This is a genomic window from Cardiobacteriaceae bacterium TAE3-ERU3 (assembly GCA_019218315.1).
In the GTDB taxonomy this organism is placed as follows: Bacteria; Pseudomonadota; Gammaproteobacteria; order Cardiobacteriales; family Cardiobacteriaceae; genus JAHUUI01.
In genome coordinates this window covers 41,975-68,614 of sequence record JAHUUI010000004.1, presented here as the reverse complement: position 1 = coordinate 68,614, position 26,640 = coordinate 41,975, and the positions used below count along the sequence as shown (strand labels likewise).

Here is a 26,640-nt window from a genome sequence, read left to right as displayed (position 1 = left end):
TTCTCCCAAAAATTGCTGCATTATACAGTATGTAAGCTGGTTTCAACGTGGGTTAGGTTGCGGCAATGTTATGATGTCGCTTTTGCTTTGAGGAAATAACATGCGCCATGGTATGACTGCTTTTGCCCGCGTATATCAGCAGATCGGGGATTACCGTGTACAGGTCGAGGTCCGCTCGGTCAATCACCGTTATCTGGAACTTTCACCACGTATCGGCGAACATTGGCGTCATTTGGAAGCGCCAATGCGTGAGCGATTACAGCGTATGCTCAAGCGTGGCAAGGTTGATTTTTGGTTAACCGTGGAAGCAGCAGGGCAGGCAGCGTTGCCATCACTGAATGAGAGCGTGCTGCAAATGTGGATCGAGCGTCTTGAAGCGCACCGTTACGAGAGCCTTGGTAAGCCGGATTGGTCGGTATTACTCAAATTACCAGGGGTGCTGAATGACAGCAGTGAGGCTGGCTTACCAGATGATGAAGCGATTATGGCTGTTTTTGCCGAGGCTGTTGATGAGTTGCTGCGTGTACGCGCGGCGGAAGGTGAGGCGATGGCAAGCGCGATCAATGAGCGCCTTGATAGCGTTGCAGAGCAAGTCGCGGCGGTGCGCGCACATTATCCGCAGGTGCAGGCAAAAATTGAGCAGGATTTGCGCGATAAGATTGCGGTGCTCCAGATCGAGATCGATCAACAGCGCTTTGAGCAAGAGCTGGTTTATTTGCTGTCGCATGCGGACGTTGCTGAAGAAATTGATCGCCTTGATTTCCACGTTGCAGAAACGCGGAAAACCTTGGCGCAGAAAGGATCGATTGGCCGTCGCCTCGATTTTTTGATGCAGGAGTTTAACCGCGAGGCGAATACGCTGGGTTCTAAGTCCAGCGATCAGTTGATCAGCCGTGCAGCGGTTGACCTGAAAGTGTTGATTGAGCAAATGCGCGAGCAGGTGCAAAACATTGAGTAAGCCGGATTAGCCGCTTGATCTGATCTTATAGAGCGCCCTTGCAAAGTAGATACGTTATAGCCAAACACCTTATAAATCGCATACAGCGTTTATTGTCTTACCGTACTGGTTGTACTGCTCGCGCCAATGCGGGCACCCACGAAAAATACATTAGTATTTTTCGTGGGTGCCCAGCGCCTTGTATGAAATTTAAAATCGTTCAGCTATATGTAAATATTAAGGTGTATCTATTTGGCAGAGGGCTGTAGAAAGGCTTAATAAATTAGCGTGACCAGCTCTTCCTCGCTGATGTTGCCAAAATACTTTTGTACGTCTATGCCTTGTAAAGCTTGCTCGATGTGGCTACGCTCATAGGCTGTGCCAATCAGGGCTTGCTCAACGTCGGCGATGTTACCGAGGCCGAAGAAATCACCGTAGATTTTCAGGTCGGTGATGTGGCCTTTTTCAACGTTAAGGCGGATATCGACCAAGCCAGCGTCAAATTTTTTACGCCGCTGAAGCTCAAATTTGGGCGAGCGTCCGTAGTTCCAGTCATAGTTGGCAAAGCGTTCAGCACGGATTTTTTCAACAGCTGCCCAATCTTCCTCAGTCAAGATGTATTCTTTGACATCTTCACGCTTTTCTACCCCAAAAATATACAGCAACAGCTGATCTCGCAATTCTTCTGTGCTGATCTGCTGCCACTTTTTATTCATGTGTGGCTTGATATTGGTGACACGGCTGCGAATGGATTTAATACCTTTGGAAATGATCTTTTCTTGGGCGGGCTTGAGTGCTTCGGTGACGACATCGAGGTCGCTGTCGTAGAGGATGGTGCCGTGTGCGGTCATGCGACCTTTTTGCACATACATGGCATTGCCGGAAAACTTTTTATCACCGATTACCAAGTCGTTTCGCCCACGCAATTCAGCGCCATTGACGCCCATATGGTGTAGGGCTTCGATCACTGGTCGGGTGAAGCTGTTAAAGTCGCGAAATGAGCCATCATCATCCTTGATAAAGCAGAATGAGAGGTTGCCGCGGTCGTGATATACCGCGCCACCACCGGACATCCGGCGCACGACATTGATGTTGTGCTCCCCGACGTATTCGCGGTTGATTTCTTCGATGGTGTTTTGATTGCGCCCGATAATAATCGATGGATCATTTATGTAAAACAGCAGGATAGGTTCATCGACAAGGCGGTTTTCAACAAGATAGGTTTCCAGCGCAATATTGGTGCTGGCGTCATAGTGGTTTTGGTTATCGACAAAATACATGGTAATCCCTTTTTCATGCAGAAGTTTGATGTGTTGCTATAGCCAATATCCCACACACTCCATACGTGGCAAGTGAAGACACAATACCAAAGTGATGTATGAATTTTGTGGGCATCCTGTTCATCACCTCTAATTTTTTTGTCTTTATAAACTAAAAAGCCCGCAATGCCTAGAGCATTGCGGGCGGTTTTGATAGTCAGAATAATTAGAGATTGTCGAAAAAGCTCTTGACGCTGTCAAAAAAGCCTTTTTCCTTCGGTGCATGGCGGTTACCGCCTTCTTCAATAGTCTTGCCGAATTCTTCAAGCAATTCTTTCTGTTTGGAAGAAAGTTTGACAGGTGTTTCTATATTGACTGTGCAATACAGGTCACCTTCGCTACGGCTGCGTACCGACTTGACACCTTTGCCGCGCAAGCGGAACGTTTTGCCGGTTTGCGTTTCGGCTGGGATGGTCAGGTTAACGCGGCCTGAGAGGGTAGGGACTTCAAGTTCACCACCAAGACACGCAGTGACGAAACTGATCGGCATTTCACAATGCAAATCGTCGCCTTCACGAGTAAAGATGGCGTGCTTGCGTACGCGCACTTCGACGAACAAGTCACCGGACGGCGCACCATTTTCACCAGCTTCACCTTCACCAGATAAGCGGATACGGTCTCCGGTATCAACACCAGCTGGAATGCTGACGGTGAGGTTTTTCTGTTCGCGTACGCGCCCGTCGCCGTGGCAACGGTCACATGGATTCTCGATCAGCTGACCTTTGCCTTTACAGTTCGGGCAAGTCTGTGCAATAGAAAAGAATCCTTGTTGCATGCGTACTTGGCCAGCACCTTGGCAGCTTGGGCAAGTGCGCTTACTGGATTTCTCTGTAGCGCCACTGCCATCACACTGCTTACAGGCTACCTGAGTTGGAATGCGCAGCGTTTTTTCGCAGCCTGCGACAGCTTCCTCAAGTGATAAATCTAATTCATAAGCGAGGTCACGACCGCGGTTTTGTCGTTGGCCACCTTGTCGGCCACCGCCAAATATGTCACCAAAGACGTCACCAAAGATATCGCTGAAGTTGCCGCCACCAAAGCCACCTGCGCCAAAGCCTCCTGGTCCGTTGCCACTAGCAGCGTCAAAACCATGCTGATCGTAGACGGCGCGTTTCTGGTCGTCTGAGAGGATCTCATAGGCCTTTTTGACGTCTTTAAAGCGTTGCTCTGCTTCTGCATCACCGGGATTTCTATCCGGATGGTGCTTGGCCGCCATTTTTCGGTAGGCTTTTTTGATTTCCTCTTTGGAAGCACCTTTGCTGATGCCGAGTATTTTGTATAAGTCTTTGTCTGCCATAATCGCCCGATAATTAAGTTGGGGCGGTTACCCGCCCCAAGTTTATGTGGTTAATCAGTGATTACTGATTGTCTTTTTTGTCTTTAACTTCTTCAAAGTCTGCATCGACTACATCATCATTTTGCTGGCTTTGTGCACCGGCTTCACTTTCGCTACCTTGCTGCTCTTGAGCCATCTTGGTGTAGGCTTTTTGCATGACAGGGCCAGATGCTTCAGTCAATGCTTCAGTCTTGCTGTTGATCGCGTCCAGATCGTTTGCCGCAATGGCTTCACGCAGTTCCTTGATCGCGTTTTCCGCAGCTTCACGTTCTTCGGCACTGACGTCATCACCGAGGTCTTCAAGGGACTTTTCTACCCCATGAATCATGGACTCAGCACTGTTCTTGGCAGTGACGGTTTCCTGGAAGCGCTTGTCTTCTTCAGCGTGTGCTTCAGCATCCTTGACCATTTGCTCGACTTCTTCATCCGATAGGCCAGAGTTTGCCTTGATGACGATAGACTGCTCTTTGCCGGTTTCATTGTCTTTAGCAGAGACGTTTAAGATACCGTTGGCATCGATGTCGAAGGTTACCTTGATCTGTGGCATGCCGCGTGGTGCAGGGCGGATGTCAGTCAGGTCGAAGCGGCCAAGTGATTTGTTGGCGCTGGCTTGCTGACGCTCACCTTGCAGAACATGGATGGTTACCGCAGTTTGGTTATCTTCAGCAGTTGAGAATACCTGTTCCGCATTGGTTGGGATGGTAGTGTTCTTCTCAATCAGCTTGGTCATTACGCCGCCCATGGTTTCAATACCAAGTGACAGTGGAGTAACGTCGAGCAGCAGTACGTCTTTAACATCACCACCAAGAACCCCACCTTGGATAGCGGCACCCATAGCAACTGCTTCATCAGGGTTGACGTCCTTACGAGGCTCTTTGCCGAAGAAGTTTTTAACTGCTTCTTGTACTTTAGGCATGCGGGTCTGACCGCCGACGAGGATGACGTCTTTGATGTCGCTGCTGGATAGGCCTGCATCTTTAAGTGCCATTTTGCAAGGCTCAAGTGTGCGCTGAATCAGCTCGTCTACCAAAGACTCAAGCTTAGCACGGCTCAACTTGATGTTGAGGTGTTTAGGGCCAGAAGCATCTGCAGTGATGTATGGCAGGTTGATTTCGGTCTGCTGGCTTGATGACAGCTCAATCTTCGCTTTTTCTGCAGCTTCTTTCAGGCGTTGCAGCGCGAGTGAGTCTTTAGAAAGGTCAATGCCGCTGTCTTTCTTGAATTCAGCTACGAGGTAGTCGATGATGCGGCCGTCGAAGTCTTCACCACCAAGGAACGTGTCGCCGTTGGTAGAAAGTACTTCGAACTGGTGCTCACCATCGAGGTCAGCAATTTCGATGATAGAAATATCGAATGTACCGCCACCTAAGTCATAAACTGCAATTTTTGCGTCTTCTGCTTTGCGATCCATACCGTAGGCAAGAGCTGCTGCAGTTGGTTCGTTGATAATACGCTTGACTTCGAGACCAGCAATCTTACCGGCGTCTTTAGTTGCTTGACGCTGGCTGTCGTTGAAGTATGCAGGTACAGTGATGACTGCTTCAGTGACTTTTTCACCGAGGTAGTCTTCAGCAGTTTTCTTCATCTTCTGCAATACGCGTGCAGAGATTTCTGGTGGTGCCATTTTCTTGCCGTTGACTTCGACCCATGCGTCATTGTTGTCTGCTTTGACGATGTTGTAAGGTACGAGATCAATGTCTTTCTGGACAGCTTGCTCGTCGAAGCGACGTCCGATCAGGCGCTTGATTGCATACAGTGTGTTTTTCGGGTTGGTGACAGCCTGACGCTTGGCTGGCTGACCTACAAGTACTTCACCATCTTCAGTGAATGCAACGATTGATGGGGTGGTACGTGCACCTTCAGCATTTTCAATAACGCGTGGCTTATCACCATCCATTACGGCAACACATGAGTTAGTAGTACCTAAGTCAATTCCGATAATTTTTCCCATAATTTCCTCTTTACAATAATTTTAAAACTGATGTTGTTTAAATGGGGCAAGTGATGAATTTTTCAAGCCCCTTAACAATGATTAATCTGCTTTGGAAATGATCACTTGCGCTGCACGGATAACTCGACCATTTAATGCATATCCTTTTTGTGCAACGTGCAGCACGGTATTGGGTGCGACATCATTATTTGGTAGAGCAGTTACCGCTTCGTGTAATTCAGGGTTGAATTTCTCTCCTTCCGGATTTAATTCCTCGACGCCATGCTTGGCGAGCGTCTCGCGTAGTAGCTTGAGGGTCATTTCTGATCCTTCAATAAATTGCTCTAGTGCTGCGGAGTTGTTTTCATTGTTACGCGCAGCATCTATGCCTAGCGTAAGGGAATCGAGTACCGGAATAAGATCTTTGATTAGGCGTTCAGTGGCGAATTTATGCGCACTTTGCAATTCACGTTCCTGCCGCTTACGAAGGTTGTCGTTTTCTGCGCGCTCACGCATGACTTGATCTTTTAGGGCAGAAACTTGTTTGCCGAGCTTCTCAACTTCTGCTTCTAAAGTGCCTGCTTCTTCAAGCTCGGCTTGATCTTCTATCTGCTGATCTTCTGTTTGTCCTTGGTCGAGCGTTTCGTCAGCTTCATTTTGTGCCTCTGGCTGATTCGCTTTGTGCTCTTCTTGCATGATGTCCTCTTCAATGTTGTATTTGACTGGTATTGATATGAGGCCTGTGAATTATTTTTCAAGGCTGCCGCTTTACTGCTCGCACGTTGCAGCTATATTGAGGATAATGCGCGGATGAAAAATGTGATCGCTATACTCCTTTTTATTCTGGTGCCGTGCGCGAGTGCACTGACGTTGCGCGTATCGATCGATAATGGGCAAATGCTCGGCAACAGTATTGACGGATTTACGGCAGTAGTAAAAGGTGATGAACATTATCGCCATTGGCAACTCGAAGGTAGCGCTGATGCGCTGCACTATCAAGGTGAGCGATTTGTTGATGCAAAAATTTTTGCAACAGCGGTGATTGAGCAAGGGGACTTTGATCTGCAGTCCGTACAAATCAGTGGGCGTTGGCGTGATACGTTACTTGGTCTTGATGCAGAATCTTTACTGTTCAAAGGTTTGATGACGGGGCAATTTGCATGGCCTGAAGGTATGGCTGTGCAATTCAGTGCTGATGGGCGAGGAATTAAGGCACAAGGTAAATATTCAGATCAGATTTTGAGTAGTACGCTGGACGGTACGATACCACAAGCGTGGTTACATGAAGCACTAAAGGCTGCTGGGCTGGATGTGACGGGGACGCTGACTCCTAATCTAAGTGTGACTTATAAACGTGGGCGATTTCATATCAGAGGAGATGTAGGGTTTAGAGGGGTTAATTGGAGTAATGCGGACGCACTATATGCGGTAGAAAAGCTGGGTGGACGATTGATGCTAGATGTCAGCGGTGTTGGGCAATCATGGCGAGGTAGTATAGATGTTAAGCTCGATGACGGTGAGGCATTAGCGACGCCATTGTATTTTAATCTTAACCAGCTGGCCAAGCGTCTGCGTGGTAACTTTGATTGGCAAGCGGGGGGGTTGTCTATCAGTGATGCAGAAATGATTGATGAAGGGGTGAGTGCCCACTTTGGTCTTACCTATGACGGTAGCAGCAGTAGCCTGGCGAAGCTACACGTCAATGAGTTAAGTGGTGATGCTGGCGTTATTTATACACGCTACGTACAACCATTTTTAAGCGATACATTATTGGATGATGCAGAGGTCAGTGGAGTGGTGTTTGCAGCATTTGACTGGCAGTTTGGCAAGCTGGGCGATGTGGCGGTAGTGTTCAATCATGTAAGCATAGAAGATAAGCAGTCACGTTTTAAGATCAGTGATATTGATGGCCAGTTCGGCAAAGGTGACCATACAAATCCCTCAGTGCTACGCTTTGGCCCAATTCAGTGGAGAGGGCTGCCGCTTGGAGTATCTAGCATGTATTTCACATGGGATGAAAAGGGCGTTGAATTACTCAAACCTTGGCGTATTCCGCTGTTTGATGGAGCATTGATTTTGACGGACCTCAGGCCAGTTGAGAAAAATGGTTACCAGATGAGTGCACGTATTGAGCCTATTGATATTGCGCAGATTGCTCAAGCGCTGGATTTATTGCCATTTCAAGGCGAGGTTTCTGGAGAATTTCCCAACATACGGATTAATAAGGATCAAATGTTTATCGGTGCACCGATTTATTTGCGCCTATTTGATGGTAATGTTGAGGTACGTGATTTCCGCATTGCCGGTTTGTTCAGCGGCTCGCCACTGCTCTATTTTGATATAGCTATAGATCATATTGATTTACAGCGCTTAACTCACGCCTTGCAAGTCGGTGAGATTCAAGGGCGCTTAAGTGGTTTTGTACGTGATGTTGCATTGCTTAATTGGCAACCGCAACAGTTTGATGCGGCATTGGAGACGCCAAAACAGAATGCAGGACGACGCCAAATCAGCCATGAAGCTGTGCAATATTTGTCCGAAGCTGGTGGTGGTAGTGAAGTTGTGGGTAGTTTTGTGGAAATGCTTAACCAGTTTCCATATGAAAAATTGGGTGTACATGCGCTACTCACAGGTGGAGTACTCAATTTAAATGGTGTCGAACCAGCACCCAATGGTGGTTATTATTTGGTCAAAGGTCGTGGCTTGCCTCATCTTGATATCATCGGCTATGGGCATAAAGTTGATTGGGATGAGCTGCTAGCGCGGCTTAAGGCTGCTGCTGAAAGTGATGGCGCTGTTATTGAGTAGCGCTAAAGCGCTTAATCAGTCTCGGAAAAAATCTTCTATGTCTTTGGCTTGGTTCATGCCGTCTTCGTAGCCAAGTGCCATCAGGCGGCGCGTAAATGGTGCATGAAAAAGTAAATAGCTGATCAAACCGCTGCTTTTACTCCCGCCTGTAACGTACTGTAAGTAACGCATACTGATTGGTAAATCAGTCATGTAATCTTGGGCAATCTTGGCAAAGTCGTGCTGCGGGCGGATACACAAAGTTTTGATGTGGCGCATAGGCAATTCGGAGCAAATTTTTAACATCTCGTTAATTCTTTGTGCACGCTCGATGTCTCCATCAATCGTATCCATAAATACACTGTCCATTAGGAATTCGGCAAGTGCCCCAGGCTTTGGGTATTCACTCAGTGGTTTGGATGTGGCTGCAGCGTTATTGAGGCCAATGGTCATGATGCGGTCTGCACCGAGGTGGATAGGTGTGGAAAGTGGTGTAAACTCGCGAATTGCGCCATCACCATAATAAGTATCATTGAGTGAAACAGCAGGAAAGGCAAATGGAATGGCTGAAGATGCCATTAAATGGTCAAGCGTGATTGTTTCATTAACACCAATACGTTTATTGCGCTCCCATGTCTCAATGGGCTCACCTGACTGGTAAAAACTGGTCGAACGGCCAGTGCCATAATCTGTCGCGGTAATACTGAATGCACGAAGATACCCTTCGCTTAAATTGTTGGTGATTTTGTTGAAATCAATATGTCTGGCCATTAAGCGGCGTAATGGTCGATTATTAAGTAGAGACTTTGGTGCAATAGCACCTTTGGCTCCAAATAAAGAAGCACCTAAAAAGCGTAGATTGGTACCAATCAATTGGCCAAGGTGAGTTTGAATTACTTGGTCAGGCGTGAAGTTGCCCCAGACGTAATCAAGATGCTCTATGGTTAGGTCCATGCTGTCAGCGTCCATTGCAACAGCTGCGGCGTTAAACGCACCAGCTGATGCACCGCAAATGAGATCGAAAGGGCAGTATTGCGTTTGCATAACATCATTTACAGCGCGAAGAATACCTACTTGATAAGCCGCACGCGCGCCACCGCCGCTAAGGTATAGGGCTGAAACAGTCATAGGAAGCCTTTAATCTAATGGTAGATTATTGCGAAAGAATACAGAGTGAAGAAAGGATGCACTTTAGCGTTTGCCTAGTTAAAGTGTCGTTACAATAAAAAAGCGAGCCGAAGCTCGCTTTTTTGACTGTAATCTGAAATTAGATTAGAAGTCGTGACGGATACCAACGCTTGCAGTGAAGTCGTTGTCGCCGTGCTTAACAGTGTTGTATACACCTTCAACCCAAGTCTTGGTACGCTTGCTGAAGTTGTACTGGTAGCCAAGGCCGTAAGCAACTTCATCGTTGCCGCCTTTAGCGTCAGTGAAGCCAATACCACCACGGATTTCGTTAGCGTCGAACATGTACTTACCATGTACGTTGTAAACAGTGTTAGCGCTTGATTCATGCTGAGCATTACCAACAACACCGAACTGATCATTTTCGTAGCCAACTTGCAGACCCATAGCTTCAGTAGAACCGTTGCTGATGGTTGCATTTTGTGGGTTAGTGTCAAGCTTCTTGCCGTAAGCTGCAGAAGCCATAAAGCCATTAGCTTCATATGCTAATGAAGTATCCCACTGGTCAGCACCTTTGCTTGCAGGGTTAGCATTATCTGCTACAGCGCGAGCTGCAACTTTGAAACCACCGAAGTCAGGAGTAGTGTACTTGATGGTCTTGCTTTCGCGACCTGGAGCCCAAACTTCTTTGTAAGGAGAAGAAGTCTTGAAGTAGTCTTCATCAGTATTCCAAGTAGAACCTTGGCGGCCGATAGTTACTGTACCGAAGTCACCTTTCAGGCCAACGAAGACGTCACGAGTACCGTCAATACCGTTGTTGCCTTCACCAGCTTGTACTTCAAACTGGAAGATAGCTTGCAAGCCATTGCTCAGGTCTTCAGTACCTTTAACGCCAAGGCGTGCACGGTCTTGCTTAATGTTCCAATGGTTTTCTTTAACAGACTTCAGTGAGTCTTTAACGCCTTGAGTGGTGTTCTTCCAAGCGCTGCCGTCAGTGTTAATTTCTGACTTAGCAATAGTAGATGAGAAGCCGATTGAGCCGTAAAGGGTAGTAGTATCAGCTTGTGCAGCAGCGATAGAGCCGGCAGCAACAGCCAATGCGATCAGTGATTTTTTCATGTGAGTCTCCTAGCAATAGCTAATGTGTAATTCGCGGATTGCCTAATCCGAGGTCAATCATACTGGGTTTTTTGTATCTGTGCAACACTTTTGTTGCGGAAAAACGAAAAAAGAAAAAACTTGTGGTTTTTTTGCAACACACAACCTATTTTAGCGGATTGGGTGGTGTGTTACCAGTAAAAAGCCCTCACAGAAACTGCGAGGGCTATCATATCGTTAGGCTTTTATTTGTTGCTTTCTTGCTTCAAGATTGCATGGATCTCATCTTTGATTTTGAGCTTTTTGCGCTTTTTCTGTTCAATTTCGTCGTGATGGTTAGGTGCTGCTGGATCTTTTTCTAGCTTATCGATCTCTTCATCGAGTTCGTTGTGCTCTTGAAACAATCTGGCAAAGTGGTTGTTACTTTGTTTCAGTTCTGAAATGAGGTCGCGGTATTCATGAAACATGAGTGCTCCTTTAGGTTGTGATACTCATATTCATTATAGCGAAATTGGGCATGGGAATACATGCAAATATTTGTCGTAATAGCGTAAAAAACCCGCCATAACGGCGGGTTTATAAAAATTGCTAATGTGCTGTGACCAAGCAGGTCGCTATGGTCACATGGTAGTAGCAAATTGGCTTTAGAACCTGATTAGGTTAAACGATGCAAGAAGTGCATATGCTTGTGGTATTGGTTGAGAATGTCATGAATGACGGCTTCTTCACTCCAACCCATGATGTCGTAATCCTGACCACCCTCATTAAGATGTACTTCTGCACGGTAGTATGTATGGCCAGCCAGTGTGTTGTCCAGAGCTGGTGCTGTATGCTCAGCATTATGTACTTCATAGACGAAGTCATCAACTTCACCATGGCGGATGTGCAAGCGCAAATGGTCGTCATCAAGGTGCTCTACATTGGCCTCTAATTGCGTTGTTTCACGAATTTCCTCAGCGACGGTGTTCATGGCCGTTTCGACGTTTTCGTTAATGAACCGACGAACTCTTTCTTGGCTTGGGAAATCAACGATATTTTGTAGGCGGGATTTCCAGCCTTTTCCAGAATTTGTCATTTGAGGTTGGTGTGCAGTAAATGCGAGTGAATCTTGCTTATAGAGATCTACCCTCAGTACTTTTATCAAGCCGTACATAGAAAACAGCAGGATAATCGTAAATGGCAGCGCACTGGCAATGGTCATGGTTTGAAGTGCACCAAGGCCATCTGCTGTTTGCAGCAGGACGATCGCAACAATACCTTCACTTGTTGCCCAAAATACACGCATCCACAAAGGATTATTATCCGAGCCGTTACAAGAGAGGATGTCGATGACCAATGATCCTGAGTCAGAGGAGGTAACAAAGAATACAACAACCATGACCATAGCCAAGATGGTTGTAATGCTTGAGAATGGAAGGGCTTCAAGGAAAGAGAATAAGGCGACTGAGACGTCATTTGACACCATGTCAGCCAAACCCTGATTGCCTTTGTTAATGATTTGATCAATTGCTGTGTTACCAAACACTGTCATCCAAACTAGAGTGAATCCGGTTGGGATCAGCAATACACCAGCGATGAACTGACGAATGGTGCGGCCGCGAGATACGCGTGCGATAAACATACCAACGAATGGTGACCAAGCGATCCACCAGCCCCAGTAGAACAATGTCCAGCCGCCAATGCTCCACTCTGTTTTGTTGTAAGCATAGAGGTTAAATGTTTTTTGTACGATACCAGATATGTAATCACCCATATTCTGCGTCAATGCTTGAAGCAGATATACCGTAGGTCCAGCAATAAGTACAAAGATCATTAACAGTGCAGCAAAGCCCAGGTTGATTTCTGAGAGTAATTTGATGCCTTTTTCAAGACCACTGGCTACTGATATGGTAGCAAACAGGGTAATAAGTGCGATTAGCACCATTTGGCTGGTTTGGTTATTGGGAATAACAGGGAATATGTGGCTCAGGCCAGCGTTTACCTGGCTGACGCCTAGGCCGAGTGATGTTGCGACACCAAATAATGTGCCAATGATGGCGAAAATATCGACAGCATCGCCGATTTTGCCATAAATGCGGTCACCAATCAGTGGGTACAATGCAGAGCGCATACTTAATGGAAGGCCGTGACGATATGAGAAAACGGCGAGGATCAAGGCAACGATGGCATAAATGGACCAAGCATGAAGTCCCCAGTGGAAAAAGGTGACATTCATTGCTTGGCGCGCAGCGGCTAAAGAGCCAGGTTCGGCCGTAGGAGGGGTAAGCAAGTGCATGACCGGCTCGGCAACGCCATAAAACATCAAGCCAATGCCCATGCCCGCCGAGAACAGCATTGCAAACCAAGTTAGGTTGCTGTAGTCAGGGGTTGCGTGATCTGGGCCAAGCTTGATAGTACCAAAGCGAGAAAACCCGAGATAAACAATGGTAATCAGAATAATGGCTACAGAAAGGATGTAGAACCACCCGCCAAAGTCGATGATGTGACCTTGGATGGTTTTAAAGAGATTACCAGCATAATCGGGGGCAATAAATGCAAATAATGTGATTGAGATGATAATCACGACCGAAGAAAAAAACACGGTCGGATTCATCCCAGGCTTCAAGTGTGGCTTGGGATCGCTCATGAATAAATCCTATTGGTTAAGAAATGGATAAGGGCGCCGCACTCTAACAAAAAATACCATATATTTCAAAATACAAGGAAATTTAAGTAGTGAAATCCATTGAATTTGACAATGTAAGCCACTGAATAGTATGGATTAAAATTTATGTTGTTTATTTTTAAGCGTAATTTGGCCTTGTTTAGGTTGTTTGGCTGCCAGATGCTATAGCTGCGAACGGTTTTACTTTGGTAATGATGGAACAAAGTATTCAAATATTAAATGATGGTCCATGCTAAAGAAGTACTTAATTGGTAATAGCTTCAATATAAAAAAGGCCGGAAGTCCGACCTTTTGATCAATAGGTTGTTATTGATGAATTACGAAGCATTAGGGCGGCGGCGAGCACTAGGCTTTTTGCCGGCATATGCTGATTTGCCATTGGCATTGCCACGGCCTTTATAGCCACCATTGCCATTTGCACCACGCTTGTTAGGCTTGCCGCGGAATTTGTTACCTGGCTTTTTGCGTGCAACGTGTGCCGCAGTTTTGCGTGGCTCAAGGCCTTCGAGCTGTTCTTCGTCAATATCACGCTTGAGGTAGCGAGTAATGGCTGCAAATTGTGCACGATCCGGCAGGCTGCACAGGTTAACTGCGTTACCGGTACGACCAGCACGACCCGAACGACCAATACGGTGAACGTAGTCTTCTACCTGACGTGGGAGGTCATAGTTAATAACATGGCTGATGGCCGGGATATCGATACCACGTGCAGCAACATCAGTAGCAACGAGGATGTCACATTTGCCGTCGCGTAAGTCTTGAACGATGCGGTTACGCTTGTGCTGTGGCAGGTCGCCATGCAGGAAGCGAGCACGGTGGCCGTTGTCACGTAATGTGTCAGAGATTTCTTCACTGCTACGCTTGGTTGCGGTAAAGACGATGGTCTGGGTGAATTCTGGCTGGCAGACAAGACGCTCAAGGATTTTGTTTTTATGACCGTGGTCATCGCAGTAGTAAACACTTTCTTCAATGTGCTTGGTTTCTGCTTTGATGTCTACACGCTCAGGATTTTTGGTGAAGCTTGCAGCAATTTTGCCAACTGGTCCGTCCCATGTTGCAGAGCACATAATGGTCTGGCGGTTAGCTGGTGCGGCACTCATGACGGCTTTGATGTCGTCAGCAAAACCCATATCGAGCATACGGTCAGCTTCGTCGAGGATAAGGATTTCGAGTTCACTAAGGTCAACGCGACCGTCACGCATGTGGTCGATCAGGCGACCAGGCGTGGCGATGATGATTTGCACGCCTTTTTTAAGTGCGCGGATTTGACCGCCATAAGGTGCGCCGCCGACCAGTGGCACGCTGTACAACCAACGCAGTTCATTGCCGTAACGGCGAACGCTGTCGTTGACTTGTTGCGCGAGTTCACGGGTAGGGGTCAAAATCAATGCGCGTGGCTTTTTGCTGTGGCTGGTGTCTTTGATCAGGCGATCAAGTACCGGTAATACAAAAGCAGCTGTTTTACCACTGCCAGTTTGTGCTGAAAGCAACAAATCACGGCCGGCCATTGCTGGTGGAATTGCTTGTGCTTGAATTGGGGTTGGTTTGGTGTAACCACTCGCATGCAGTGCTTTAAGCAAAGGTTCTGCAAGGTTGAGTTGGTTAAAAGTTGTTTCTGTTTTTTTAGTATCAGTCATGGTGTGTCCATATTTTTGCACACCACAGACGACCGTTGCTTCGCGTAGAGCAAAGTATACGTATTTAGATGGTGTTGCCGTTAATAAAGCATGGCTTAAAGCGCTATGCATAAAATCATCGGCAACAATCAATAGAACGTGGGTGATTCACGGGCGGCTGTTCAAGCTTGGATCGCGGACGATGTCGTCAAGGGGGCGAACTATACAGTAGTGAGGGAATTAGTCAAATGATTATTGGTTTTTTAGAAACACTGCTTAACTGACCGCGTAGTCCAATTACTGCGTTGTGTGCTACTCGCTGCGTTGCGACGCCTTGTACTTGGACTTGCTCGACAAGTTAATCAGCGCCTCTTTTTTTTGTCTATTTCAGGTGATTTATCGCGTTCATTATATTTTTAAAGATAAAAGCTGTGTTTACTGAGGGCGTCATGGGTGGTTATTCGGTTCTTTGTAGGGTCACGGTAGGCTTGCTGTCGCTCTGAGCCTGCTGCAAGACAAAATAACTGTTTGCTGTTTGTCCGTTTTGATCAATCACGCTTAAGTGATAATGACCGCTGCTATCTGCTTGGTAGCTGATGTGGTTGGTATTGCTGCTGGTAAGGTATTGATCGTTGATCAGCCACAGATAGGGCGGTTGTCCGCCTTTGACGCTGAGTTGTAGGGCGCGATTTTGTTGCCAGTCTATTTGGCTGTTATTCAGGGGGGTGGTGACGGTGAATGCTTGGGTCTCTATTGGATTATGTTGTGATTGCAAACTGATCCTTTGTGCAGCAATGTGACGCTTCAATGGCGGTAAGCGGGTTATCGGCGTGTCGTGTGGAGGAAGCAAATTGATTAATTGCTGCGCAAGCGGCAGTAGGGCTTCGGCGCTGCTGCGCTGCTCGCTATAGCCACCATCAGCCCGACCGGCCCAAAGCAGTAATGTGTAATCACGGCTATATGCCATTACCCAGCGGTCACGCCATCCATACGCAGTACCGGTTTTGACCGCCATCGCTTCACCATCGTAATTCAGGTTGGCGCTTTGTTGTAGAATACGGGTGACGTTGGTGCATGCTGTTTGTTCAGCGAGTGTTGATGATGGCTGAAAAGTGCAGTTGGCAAGTTGGCGATAGAGTTGCAGTAGTTCTGTTGCACGAATACCGACGCCCCCAAGCGCAAGAGACAGATTTGCTGTGGCGTTATTTGGAAAATGTAGGGTTAATCCGTGCTTGCATAATGCTGTGGCGAAATAATCAGCTTCAATTTCAGCAAGTAAACGTACGGCGGGTACGTTGCGTGAGCGGCTCAGTGCTTGCTGCATGGTGATGTTACCGAGAAAGAGTCCGTCGTAATTGGAAGGACGGTAAGATTGCTGACTGATTGGTGTGTCGGCGATGCTGCTCAGTGGGTGATAGTTGAGCCAATCGAATGCAAATAAATAAATAAAAGGTTTCAGGGTTGATCCCGGTGAGCGGATAGCTTGCAGCATGTCCACGTAGCCGAGCCTGGATTGAGAATAAGGCATTGCCGAACCGATGTAGAGTAGATATTCACTACTGCTGTTGTCGATAATCGCAGCAGCAAGTGTCGCTGGTTCGGGGAGTTGTTGTGCTGCATGTTGGAATAGCTTTTCAGCGTCACGCTGTAGCTGACCATCAATACTGGTGGTGATATGGTGGGATGATTTGTCTAAGGTACGGACGTAATGTGATGCATGCCGCGGTAAGGAATAATCACCAATATTGAGAGGCTGTTTGCGGGCGTGATTCGCTTCTACTGAATTGATGATGCCAGCAGATTCTGCGCGATTGAGTACTTTATTTCGCGCATTAATCGCGTATTCTGGGCGTATGTACCTGTTTGGTGATTGCGGTAGCACGACCAGCCATGCAGTTTCACCAAGGCTTAAGTTATATGCCGGTTTGTTGAAGTAGTGCCATGCGGCGGCATTAACACCTTCATGGTTGCCGCCCATTGGTGCCAGCGTGGCATATATATCGAGAATCTCTGCTTTGCTGAAATGCCATTCGAGTTGTAGTGCGCGTAATGCTTCACGAATTTTCGCCTTTAAGCTGCGTTCAGGATGCGGTTCAAGCAGGCGTGCTGTTTGCATGGTCAGTGTCGACGCGCCGGAGACGGTGCGACCACTAGCAGCATTTTGTATGGCTGCACGGATAATGGCAATCGGATTGATGCCGGGATGCTGGTAGAAATAGCGATCCTCGTAGTGGATGAGCAGGTCGAGGTAGTGCGCAGGCAGCTGTTGTGCAGGGAGTCGCCATTGCTGGTCTTTACTGAGTGAAACGTGTAAGAGATTGCCGTTGTGGTCTTGTATTTGGGTTGATTGATCGTGGTAACGGCTGAGGTTTAGCGGATAAAGATGGTCAAGCAATAAGAGTATTGCGCAGATGGTCGTGCAGCCAAGTAGGCAGGTGGTTAAGCTTTTTTTGAAAAAATGGCGCAGCTTATACATATATATGTATTTAAGCTGCGCCATTTAGATGGGTTATGTCAGTTAGCCCATAAATACGAGGCGAGCCAATAACACTAGGGTCAATACCCAAACTGCGATATTGAGTTCACGCCAACGACCAGTGACAAGTTTGGCCGCGGTAAAGGTGATAAAGCCAAGCGTGATCCCTTCTGCAATTGAGAAGGTGAGTGGCATCATGAGGAAAGTCACCGCGACTGGAGCAGCTTCGCTTAAATCCGTCCAGTCAATATGGGCAAGGGTGTACATCATTAATACAGCGACGTAGAAGATCGCGCCAGCTGTAGCATAACCCGGCACCATGCCCGCCAATGGCGAGAAGAACATGCTGAGCAGGAATAAAATACCAACGACCACGGCAACTAGACCAGTGCGTCCACCTGCGGCAACGCCAGCAGTACTTTCGATAAAGCTGGTGGTGTTTGATGTACCGAGACCTGCGCCAACAATAGTCGCACCACTGTCTGCAAGCAGGGCTTTTTTGAGGTTAGGAATTTTGCCATTTTGGGTGAGTCCGGCTTTTTCGGTCACGCCGATGATGGTGCCGGTAGTGTCGAACAAGTCGACGAAGAAGAAGGCAAAAATAACGCTGATCATCGCTGCGTCAAAGGCACCAGCAATATCAAGCTGCAAAAATGTGGGAGCAATTGATGGCGGTGCGGAAACGATACCGTGATACTCAGTGTGACCGGTAAATAGACCAACAATAGAAATCAGCAAGATGGCGAGCATGACACCGCCCGGTACGCGGAAGCGCTCGAAAAAGATGATCAGGAAAAAGCAGGCAATCATCATGGCCGGTGCGTAGGCAGTGATGTCGCCCAAGCCGACAAAGGTCGCAGGGTTGGACACGATAATGCCGGCGCTTTTCAAGGCAATAAAGGCGAGGAAGGCACCAATGCCAGCTGCAATAGCTTTTTTGAGCGTGTGCGGAATGGCGTTAATCAACCATTCGCGAATTTTGAAAATACTGATTAAAACGAATGCAATACCGGACAAGAAAACGCAGCCGAGTGCGACTTGCCAACTGTGCCCCATATCAAGGACGACGGTATAGGTAAAAAATGCATTGAGACCCATGCCAGGTGCAAGAGCGATAGGCAGATTAGCGAAAAAGCCCATGATGAAACAGCCAATCGCTGCTGCAAGGCACGTTGCCATAAAGACTGCCCCAAAGTCCATGCCGGCTTGACTGAGGATATCGGGGTTAACAAATAGTATATAAGCCATGGTCAGGAAGGTTGTGAACCCAGCTATGACTTCAGTACGAATATTAGTGCAGTGCTCGCGCAGTTGGAAAAGCTTTTCCAGCATCAGGTTGTCCTCGCAAAAAGTTAACAATTATACAGACAAATAATTGCATTTTGATAGCGTTTTTATATGGCTGGGGAATTTTAAATTGCATATGAGGCGCTAGAATTCTGCAGCAAAATACCAGCGTATTTTGTGAATGCCCACATTGGGCAAGTAGTATAACCAGTATAGTAAGGCGATATATCGCTGTATGAATGTGAAAAATGTTTAGCTATAGTGATATTTTTTTATAAAAAGCTATATGGGCGTATAATTGATCAAACCATAAATAAGGAGCGTTTAGATGTTATTTGCACCCCCCATTGACAAAATCACCTGTATTGAAGACTTGCGCAAAGTAGCCAAGCATCGCGTACCGAATATGTTTTACGACTATGCTGATTCAGGCTCATGGACTGAGACTACATATCGCAATAATGAAAAAGCATTTGCCGATATCAAGTTACGCCAGCGTGTCGCGGTTGATATGTCTAACCGTTCGACCAAAACCAAAATGATCGGTGAAGATGTTGCCATGCCCGTTGCCATTGCGCCAACAGGACTGACTGGTATGCAGCACGCTGATGGAGAAATTCTCGCGGCTCAAGCGGCAGAAAAGTTTGGCGTACCTTTTACACTCTCTACAATGAGTGTCTGCTCAATTGAGGATATTGCGAAGCATACCAGTAAGCCGTTCTGGTTCCAGCTTTATGTGATGAAAGACGAAGAGTTCCTCAACAATATTATTGATCGTGCCAAGGCGGCAAATTGCTCAGCATTGATGATCACACTTGATTTGCAGGTGCTTGGTCAGCGTCATAAGGATATTAAGAATGGTTTGTCTACACCGCCAAAGCCAACCATAAAGAATATGCTCAATCTGGCAACCAAGCCTTACTGGTGCTGGAATATGTTACAAACCAAGCGTCGCAGCTTCGGGAACATCGTTGGGCACGCAAAAAACGTCAGTGATTTGAGTTCACTGTCTTCTTGGACTGCTGAGCAGTTTGATCCGCGTTTGTCGTGGGATGACGTTGCTCGGATCAAGGATCGCTGGGGTGGTAAGATCATTATTAAAGGGATTATGGAGCCGGAAGATGCCGAACTGGCGGTGAAAAGTGGTGCGGATTCATTGATCGTTTCTAACCATGGCGGTCGTCAGCTTGATGGCGCGCCACCGACAATCGATAAGTTACCACAGATTGTTGAGTCGGTTGGTAGTGATATCGAAGTATGGATGGATAGCGGTATTCGCAGCGGACAAGACGTACTAAAAGCTTGGGCTTTGGGCGCACGCGGTACGATGATTGGCCGTTCATTCTTGTATGGTCTTGGTGCTTATGGTCGTGAAGGCGTGGAGAAAGCCTTGAGCCTGATCCATAATGAGTTGGATGTGACTATGGCATTTTGTGGTCACACCAATATCCACGATGTTGATTCGTCTATTTTACAGCCGGGTACGTTCCCAACGGCAGATTTGTACACGGAAAATGCTGTTGGATCGAAACACAGTGAACGTAGTGTGTAAATAACTGTTCTCACCGAGAATAAAAGGCGCCTTATAGGCGCCTTTTATGGTTTGTGACTCAGTAATCTATAGGGTTGAGATATTGACGCCGGATAATGGCGCGAATTGTGAATCGCGCTGGTAGTAAATGGGTAAGCAAGCTGCGTGGCAGTGGTAGTGGTGCGGCATTGATCATGGCGGTAATTAGTTCAGCATTGAGAAAGGCATGAGTGCAGCCTTTTGAGCCGAGCCCTGCGTGAATGTATAGGCCGGGATAATGCTCAAGCGTGGCATGAATGGGTTTGCGTGCATCGTGAGCCCATTTTGCATAATGATGTAGGGCGCTGGCTGTGGTTGCTATTGGCCCAACCAATGGTAGGTAGTCGCGAGTGGCGCCACGGATAGCGACAAAATGATCACATTGTTTTAATTCCAGCTCCGGATAGTGTCTCTGTAATGCGCTTAAATTGTCAGCATCGTCAGTAGCTCTTGGCCTGAGTTCGGCATCATTAGGATCGTAGCTGGCACCACAATAAATTCGTGATTGGCGTATGTCTGGAATGATGGTGTGGTCGGCACAAGTGATGTGTGCTGGTAATGTCTCGCTGTTAAACAGTGTGGCTTGGCCTCGCAAAGGTCGAATGGCGCGGTGCAGGTTCTTTTCTGGCACGAGTTCTGTTTGCCAGCCAGTGCATATGATGACGTGTGAATATAGTTCGTTGCCAATAAGCCAGCCATTTTCTTGCTGCTGTAGTGCTTTTAGCGATGAGACTGCATAGTTGATGTTTTGGTGTTGGCGCAGTTCGTGGCAGAGGTTTGGTAGGTGGATAGCACCAATATTGTTAAATACAAGGTTGCCTTTGGGATCAAGTTGCCACTCTTGATCACTGAGCAGCTTTTGATCGTAAATTATATGATGTTTTTGTGCGTCGCCATGGCGAACCACAGGCATTTTAGTGATGTGTTCATCATGATTTAAGTAGTAGCGCATGGCACTATGCCAAGCATTTAATTGATAGCGGCGTTGTGGTGTGTCGTTAGTGGATGGCTGTAAGTACGGAACTGCGAGTGGCACGGCGCTGCCCGCAGTATGCTCCGGTGTTGAAAAAATAGTGACTTGATGCCCACTTTCGGCAAGTGCTCGTGCGGTAGTGCTGCCTGCAATGCCGGCACCGATGACTGCAATTTTGGTGACAGGATGTAAGGGGGGTAAGTCAGTCCAAAAAGGGTGATCACTATTGGGTGTGGTACAGGTGGCGGTAAGCATGTCGCGTTTGCGCCCAAAGCCTTTGCTTTTTTCAATCTTGAAGCCGGCCTGGGTTAATGCTTCGCGCACAGCACGTGCAGCACTGAATGTCGCTGCAGTGGTTTGTGGATGGCTGCAACGGCTTAAATGTGCACATAACTCAGGCGTCCAACATTGTGGATTTTTCCCCGGTGCAAAGCCGTCTAGGAACCATGCATCAACCTTTGCCTGCAATTCTGGCAAGGTTTCAGCAACGTCGCCCCAAAGCAGTAATAATGTTACGCGTGAGTGGAGCTTTAATTGATGAAAGCCGGGCGCGCAATCTGGATACTGGCGATACAACGCTTGGCGTATTTCAGCTAGTGGCCAGTTTTGATGTAGTTTTTGTAAGTCAGCACATTGCCACGGGTGCTTCTCGGTACTGATGTAATATAGATGGCTGTGTGGTGGTGCCCACTGAAGAAATTTTGCAGAAGTATTAATGAAGTTGAGCCCACTGCCGAAGCCAATTTCACCGATGGTAAATAATCCATTGGTGTTGAGCTCGCTAAAGCGCCGAGCTAGATCATTGCCATTAATAAAAGTGTGGTCGCTTTCTGCAAAGCCGTCTTCCGGGTTGTAAAAAATATCACCATAGTGGATGCTAAATGGCGCACCATTACGCCATTCAAGCTCAGCAGGTGAGAGTTGGTGCGTTGGCATTAGGCGAGGTATTGTGCGATATCCTGCTGGTAGGCATTGAAGCAGTCACTGATGGTTGAATACTGCTTACATAGTGTTGGGGAAACACATAACGGACGCCACTCCGGTCTGCGGCGTAGAATCTCATGCAAAATGATTTCACGCTGAGGGTGGTCGCTGTGTAAGCGTTCCGTCAATGGGTTAGGCAGTAAGCGCATGGGAAGCGTGCTGAATTGATCACTGATGAGACTTTGTGTTTCATTCTGAGTTTGTAGTTGGGTGCGCTGGGATTCATTTAGCTCTATTTCATTACAAGAAAGCAGTGGTCGATCAATCATAACCGCTTGGGCTCCAGAAATGATTGCTGCGACAATATCTCGGCCTTGAGGGAAATCACCCCATACAACAAGCGGGCAGGAGACAAGTTCGCGGGCTTGCTTGAGCAAAGTCAATACGTTTTGTGGTTGTTGCGGTAATGTATTTGGGAAGTGGCTGTGTAAGCCTCCCGCTTCATCACCTTGCAGAACAACGATATCTATTCCCTGATCTTCTGCGACAACAGCTTCGGCAACACTGTGGCAAATGGCAAATGTGAGTATTGATGCTGTACGGATACGTTCCAAGTCGTGTCTTTGGGGAAGACCTTGAGCAAAGCCAATAGCGCGAGGTTGGCTGTTAATCGCTATCTCGAGTAGTTCTGAAAATGTATCAGGCTGACCAATTTGCGATGTTTCCAATCCCGCTTGTGCGAAAAGGTGCTGATATTCATCTTGGTTAGCTAAGGCAGTATCAGTATTGGGTAGGGCATGAGCGAAGCAGAAAGCAGGGTGGTTGTGATGTAGTTTATAAGCTTCGATAGCTGCTGTTAGATCATTCTTGTTACTATGCTCACCAATTCTTATTGCGCCCAATGCGCCGTGCGCACTGATTGTTCCAGCTACATGTGCAGGAATTAGATCAAATGGCAGCGGTGCTTGCCAAATCGGCTGGTTGGTTTGCGTAAGTTTGGTAAGTGCGTTGCTTAATCCAGACATAATGGCTTTAAGTAAAAAATGTGCGTCAATTATATACTAATGTTTTAGCCTCATCTGTCCTTTAGGTGAGCAAGCTAAGTTGGAAAGCAAATAATAACCTCTTGGCAGATGATTATTAAAGTATGATAATACCTCCCTCTTTTAATTAGGACTTTTGCATGCAGCATTCAGCCCCTTCTCCTGCTGTTAAAAAGTGGCCATTGATGGCAAAGGTTTTTCTATTGGGTGTCATGAGTGGCTACCCTCAAATCTTTGTTTTCTCATTAGTTACTGTATGGCTCAAAGATACTGGTTATTCACGCAGTGCAATAACGGCTTTTGGTGCAATCGCCATCTTATACGCATTTAACTGGTTATTGGCGCCACTGCTAGATCGCTATCGTGGGTTGGGGCTTGATCGTCGCCGTTTCTGGATTATCGCAATGCAAAGCTTGATGCTCGTTGCTTGCTTGGCTGCGAGTCGCGTTGACGTTGCATCGAGCCTGTGGCTTTTGGTCGGCGCGACATTGGTACTTACATTTGCATCTGCGTTACAAGATGTAGCGATAGATGCGTTGCGTATTGAAATTACACCACCGGGGCATAGTGAGCTGCTATCGATGGGAGCGGGCTTTGCAACAGCTGGATGGTGGACGGGCTTTAGCCTGGGTGGTGCTCTAGGGCTAGAAATTGTTGGCTATTTAAAAGACCATGCGATAGATGCCAATGCTGCTTGGCAGCAGGTATATTTGTATCTCAGCGTGTTTTTTGTACTTGCCATTATCTTGACTTGGCTTATTTATCGACCAATCCACCGAAAAGTACTTGGTGTTGAGGTGACTGATGAATCTGTTCAGAGTGCTGGTGGGTGGTTTGAACAGGTGGTTATTGCGCCATTTAGATCTCTTTTTCAATCTCGTGGCGCTAAATTTGCCTTGATACTGCTTGCATTTGTATTTTTGTTTAAACTTGGTGAAGCATTCTTGGGTCGCTCAGCCATTCTGTTTTATAAAGATATTGGCTTTAGTGATCAAGAAATTAGCCGTTACGCAAAAATCTTTGGTTGGGTGTCTTTAATGATACTTGCATTGGTCAGTGGTATTATTGCTGGGCAGATGAAAAGCTGGAAGGCGCTTATGTATGGTGGCATTGCCATGGCATCGACTAATCTGCTTTATTCTGTACTTGCTATTATCGGCCCGCAAACATGGTTTTTGGCCTTTGCCGTTGTGGCAGATAACATTACAACTGCGTTTTCGACCGTTGCATTCGTTGGCTTTATATCGACAGTATGTTCAGATCGGAAGTTTACCGGCACGCAGTATGCGCTATTAGCCTCTACCGCAAGTTTTTCTCGTATGTTACTCGCTTCATCCAGCGGTTTTGTGCTTGATCATTGGTTGGGCGGAAGTTGGACAATTTTCTTTGTCTTAACAGCTGTTATGGCTGTGCCTTCGCTGATCTTGCTATGGTTTATGCGAGATCAATTTCAACAATAATTTTAGTGAATAATAACGCTTAGGTACGACATGAATTCATACGGAACTTTGGAACACTGCAAAATTATTCTTGTTAGCCAGAATATGGAATGGAACCATATTTTCTTTCGGAATCTGAAAAGTGAATATGTAGTGGAAGAGCAAACTTGTGATCAAGTTTGGCAGGTTAAAGACCTACTAAAAAAAGACATTCCTGATATTCTCATCATGGTGGGTAATGAAGCTGAGAATGTATTAAAACTAAAAAAACAAAATGCTAATGTATCAGCCAATATTCCAATATTGGCTGTGACTGAAAAAAATTGTAACGATTTTATCAAAGCGGGTGCGGACTACTGTATAAAACCAGTAGATATATTAAGTGCTGTTAAACACACAGTACAAGTTATTGAAGACAATAAACGTCTAAAAAAAATTGATGAATTGAAATGTCAATGTGATGCTTTGTCACAATTAAACAATGCTTTATACCAATATTCACCTGATCCTCTTTGCTATATTCAAGATGGGTTGTTTATAGATGCAAATAAAGCGTTTTTAGATTGCTTTGCGATTAAAGATAAGTCGGAACTTGATGATTTGACGTTGCTAAGCTTAGTGACACCAAAGTCAGAGAAAGCCTTAAAGATATTATTAAAGACGGCATCGGGACATAATTTGAGTGCCAGTGATTCTTTTGAGATCCAAACCCAAAGTGGTACAAAAAAAACGTTACAGTGTACTGCGAGTCAGGTTAATTTTTATGGAGAAGAAGCTGTTCAACTCAATTGGAGGGAAGTAAACCAAGCTGGTGGGGTAGCTGTTAGTACTGATAGAACAACAGGTTTGATGGGCTTTAGTGCCATACAACAATTATTGGCGAATCAGCGTAAAGATAATAAATCTGCTGAGTCACTCGGTATTTGGATTTTTTTGTGGCTAGAAAATTATAGAGAGATTTGGGGGCAAGATGGCTATGATGCTGCTGAGCTATTAATGCATAGTGTTGCTAAAAGCGTCACACGTTTTATGCCACCGTCAACTATTGCAACACGTTTTAATGACGACTGCCTAATCCTATTGGCTCAAGGAGAACGCCATGTAGCGATTGAGCGTATGGAAAAGTTGATTACTCAATTACAAGGAGAAATTCCAGAAGGTATTGATCGAATGGTGCATCCGGAAGTCTATACATTAGTTGATACGGTTTCTCCTGAAATGACGGATAGCCAGCTATTGTCTAGCAGTTTTAGGGCGGTTAAGGCTCTATCAATGAGCCAGAGTCAAGACCATTTGACGACAGGAAATACCAATAAACTGTCGCGTAATGATGAACGAAAGATATTGCAGTTGCAAAAAATTATTGATGATCAAAGGCTGAAAGTTAAATATTTACCTATTAGTCATCTTGAAGCAGATGGTGTGCCACGCTTTGGTGTTGAGTTAGATGTGGAGTTAGATGCCGATCAGGGGGATGATTTTGAATTAGATAGTTTGGTTGCTGTAGCTGAGCGGCAAAATATGAGTAAAGTACTTGATGAACTTAAAGTAAATGCATTTATTCAAGATGTTCTTTGTTTTGATGGAAATCAACGCGCTATTAATGGTTATATCGGGTTGACTTCTTCATCAGTTCAAGACCAAACTTTCGTTGACTGGCTGATTAGCCAATTCAAACAGACGGGCATTGCCCCAGAACAAGCTACTTTTGAAATCACTCTCGACACAGCGTTGAACACATTTAGTGGAGCCCTAAACTTTACTAACAATATGCGTAAATATGGCAGCCATGTGGCAATAACCGAAATTGGTCGCTTTGATGATGATGTGAAAGAGCTATTGGAAAAAATTGGGCCTGATGTGCTTAAGCTTGATATGCGCGAAATTGATACCTTTGAAGATGAAGAAGAAGAGCGCTTCATGGCTGCCGTTAAAAATCATGCTGAAGAATATGGGCAAACGATTATTGTCGATTATATGGAATCACCAGCACAGCTTTCCCGCGTGTGGCCTTATGATTTACAATTACTCCAGGGTGAAGGTATGGTTAGTGCGGTGGATAGCTTTGAATATGACTTTAGTGAGCCATTGTTTTAAACAGCTCAGCATGAGCTT

General features: G+C 46.3%; 18 protein-coding genes. 5 read left to right on the top strand and 13 right to left on the bottom strand.

The genetic code is table 11. The annotated features are described in order from the left end of the window. Positions 1 to 100 precede the first annotated feature (100 nt). A complete protein-coding gene (locus KRX19_08800; GenBank protein MBV7435119.1) occupies positions 101 to 958 on the top strand; it encodes a YicC family protein in 858 nt (285 codons plus the stop codon). A gap of 254 nt (positions 959 to 1,212) precedes the next feature. Here the strand turns inward: KRX19_08800 and KRX19_08795 are convergent, their stop codons facing one another. The 4 genes from KRX19_08795 to grpE all read right to left on the bottom strand — a co-directional run bounded on the left by KRX19_08795 (position 1,213) and on the right by grpE (position 6,218). Further along, positions 1,213 to 2,217: a lipoate--protein ligase gene (locus tag KRX19_08795; GenBank protein ID MBV7435118.1), complete on the bottom strand. Its 1,005-nt coding sequence runs from the start codon at positions 2,215 to 2,217 to the stop codon at positions 1,213 to 1,215. A 205-nt stretch (positions 2,218 to 2,422) separates the two neighbouring features. Then, positions 2,423 to 3,553 (bottom strand): molecular chaperone DnaJ, encoded by a 1,131-nt coding sequence (gene dnaJ, locus KRX19_08790; protein MBV7435117.1) that lies wholly within the window; start codon positions 3,551 to 3,553, stop codon positions 2,423 to 2,425. Between the two features lie 61 nt (positions 3,554 to 3,614). Next, entirely contained in the window at positions 3,615 to 5,543 is a 1,929-nt protein-coding gene (gene dnaK, locus KRX19_08785) for a molecular chaperone DnaK (GenBank protein ID MBV7435116.1), read from the bottom strand. A gap of 81 nt (positions 5,544 to 5,624) precedes the next feature. After that, positions 5,625 to 6,218: a nucleotide exchange factor GrpE gene (grpE, locus tag KRX19_08780; GenBank protein ID MBV7435115.1), complete on the bottom strand. Its 594-nt coding sequence runs from the start codon at positions 6,216 to 6,218 to the stop codon at positions 5,625 to 5,627. Between the two features lie 123 nt (positions 6,219 to 6,341). Between grpE and KRX19_08775 the strand changes: the two genes are divergently transcribed. Beyond that, on the top strand, positions 6,342 to 8,330 hold the full coding sequence (locus KRX19_08775; protein ID MBV7435114.1) for a hypothetical protein: 1,989 nt from the start codon (positions 6,342 to 6,344) through the stop codon (positions 8,328 to 8,330). Between the two features lie 15 nt (positions 8,331 to 8,345). Here the strand turns inward: KRX19_08775 and KRX19_08770 are convergent, their stop codons facing one another. The 7 genes from KRX19_08770 to KRX19_08740 all read right to left on the bottom strand — a co-directional run bounded on the left by KRX19_08770 (position 8,346) and on the right by KRX19_08740 (position 18,621). Continuing rightward, on the bottom strand, positions 8,346 to 9,437 hold the full coding sequence (locus KRX19_08770; GenBank protein MBV7435113.1) for a patatin-like phospholipase family protein: 1,092 nt from the start codon (positions 9,435 to 9,437) through the stop codon (positions 8,346 to 8,348). Between the two features lie 144 nt (positions 9,438 to 9,581). Beyond that, on the bottom strand, positions 9,582 to 10,553 hold the full coding sequence (locus tag KRX19_08765) for a porin (protein ID MBV7435112.1): 972 nt from the start codon (positions 10,551 to 10,553) through the stop codon (positions 9,582 to 9,584). A 224-nt stretch (positions 10,554 to 10,777) separates the two neighbouring features. Next, a complete protein-coding gene (locus KRX19_08760; protein MBV7435111.1) occupies positions 10,778 to 10,999 on the bottom strand; it encodes a DUF465 domain-containing protein in 222 nt (73 codons plus the stop codon). A gap of 188 nt (positions 11,000 to 11,187) precedes the next feature. Beyond that, positions 11,188 to 13,158 (bottom strand): choline BCCT transporter BetT, encoded by a 1,971-nt coding sequence (gene betT, locus KRX19_08755; protein ID MBV7435110.1) that lies wholly within the window; start codon positions 13,156 to 13,158, stop codon positions 11,188 to 11,190. Between the two features lie 356 nt (positions 13,159 to 13,514). Further along, positions 13,515 to 14,834: a DEAD/DEAH box helicase gene (locus KRX19_08750; protein MBV7435109.1), complete on the bottom strand. Its 1,320-nt coding sequence runs from the start codon at positions 14,832 to 14,834 to the stop codon at positions 13,515 to 13,517. Between the two features lie 436 nt (positions 14,835 to 15,270). Beyond that, entirely contained in the window at positions 15,271 to 17,208 is a 1,938-nt protein-coding gene (gene pbpC / locus KRX19_08745; GenBank protein ID MBV7435108.1) for a penicillin-binding protein 1C, read from the bottom strand. A 123-nt stretch (positions 17,209 to 17,331) separates the two neighbouring features. Continuing rightward, positions 17,332 to 18,621: an NCS2 family permease gene (locus KRX19_08740; GenBank protein MBV7435107.1), complete on the bottom strand. Its 1,290-nt coding sequence runs from the start codon at positions 18,619 to 18,621 to the stop codon at positions 17,332 to 17,334. A gap of 301 nt (positions 18,622 to 18,922) precedes the next feature. On the opposite strand from KRX19_08740, the gene KRX19_08735 reads away from it, so the two are divergent. After that, a complete protein-coding gene (locus KRX19_08735) occupies positions 18,923 to 20,128 on the top strand; it encodes an alpha-hydroxy-acid oxidizing protein (GenBank protein ID MBV7435106.1) in 1,206 nt (401 codons plus the stop codon). A gap of 58 nt (positions 20,129 to 20,186) precedes the next feature. On the opposite strand, the gene mnmC is transcribed toward KRX19_08735, so the two are convergent. Continuing rightward, positions 20,187 to 22,055, bottom strand: a complete 1,869-nt coding sequence (mnmC, locus tag KRX19_08730; GenBank protein MBV7435105.1) for a bifunctional tRNA (5-methylaminomethyl-2-thiouridine)(34)-methyltransferase MnmD/FAD-dependent 5-carboxymethylaminomethyl-2-thiouridine(34) oxidoreductase MnmC — start codon at positions 22,053 to 22,055, stop codon at positions 20,187 to 20,189. Next, a complete protein-coding gene (locus KRX19_08725) occupies positions 22,055 to 23,068 on the bottom strand; it encodes a nitronate monooxygenase (protein MBV7435104.1) in 1,014 nt (337 codons plus the stop codon). The genes mnmC and KRX19_08725 overlap by 1 nt, the downstream gene beginning before the upstream one ends. A gap of 158 nt (positions 23,069 to 23,226) precedes the next feature. On the opposite strand from KRX19_08725, the gene KRX19_08720 reads away from it, so the two are divergent. Both KRX19_08720 and KRX19_08715 read left to right on the top strand, forming a co-directional pair. Further along, on the top strand, positions 23,227 to 24,546 hold the full coding sequence (locus KRX19_08720; protein MBV7435103.1) for a hypothetical protein: 1,320 nt from the start codon (positions 23,227 to 23,229) through the stop codon (positions 24,544 to 24,546). A 30-nt stretch (positions 24,547 to 24,576) separates the two neighbouring features. After that, on the top strand, positions 24,577 to 26,622 hold the full coding sequence (locus tag KRX19_08715; GenBank protein ID MBV7435102.1) for an EAL domain-containing protein: 2,046 nt from the start codon (positions 24,577 to 24,579) through the stop codon (positions 26,620 to 26,622). Positions 26,623 to 26,640 lie beyond the last annotated feature (18 nt).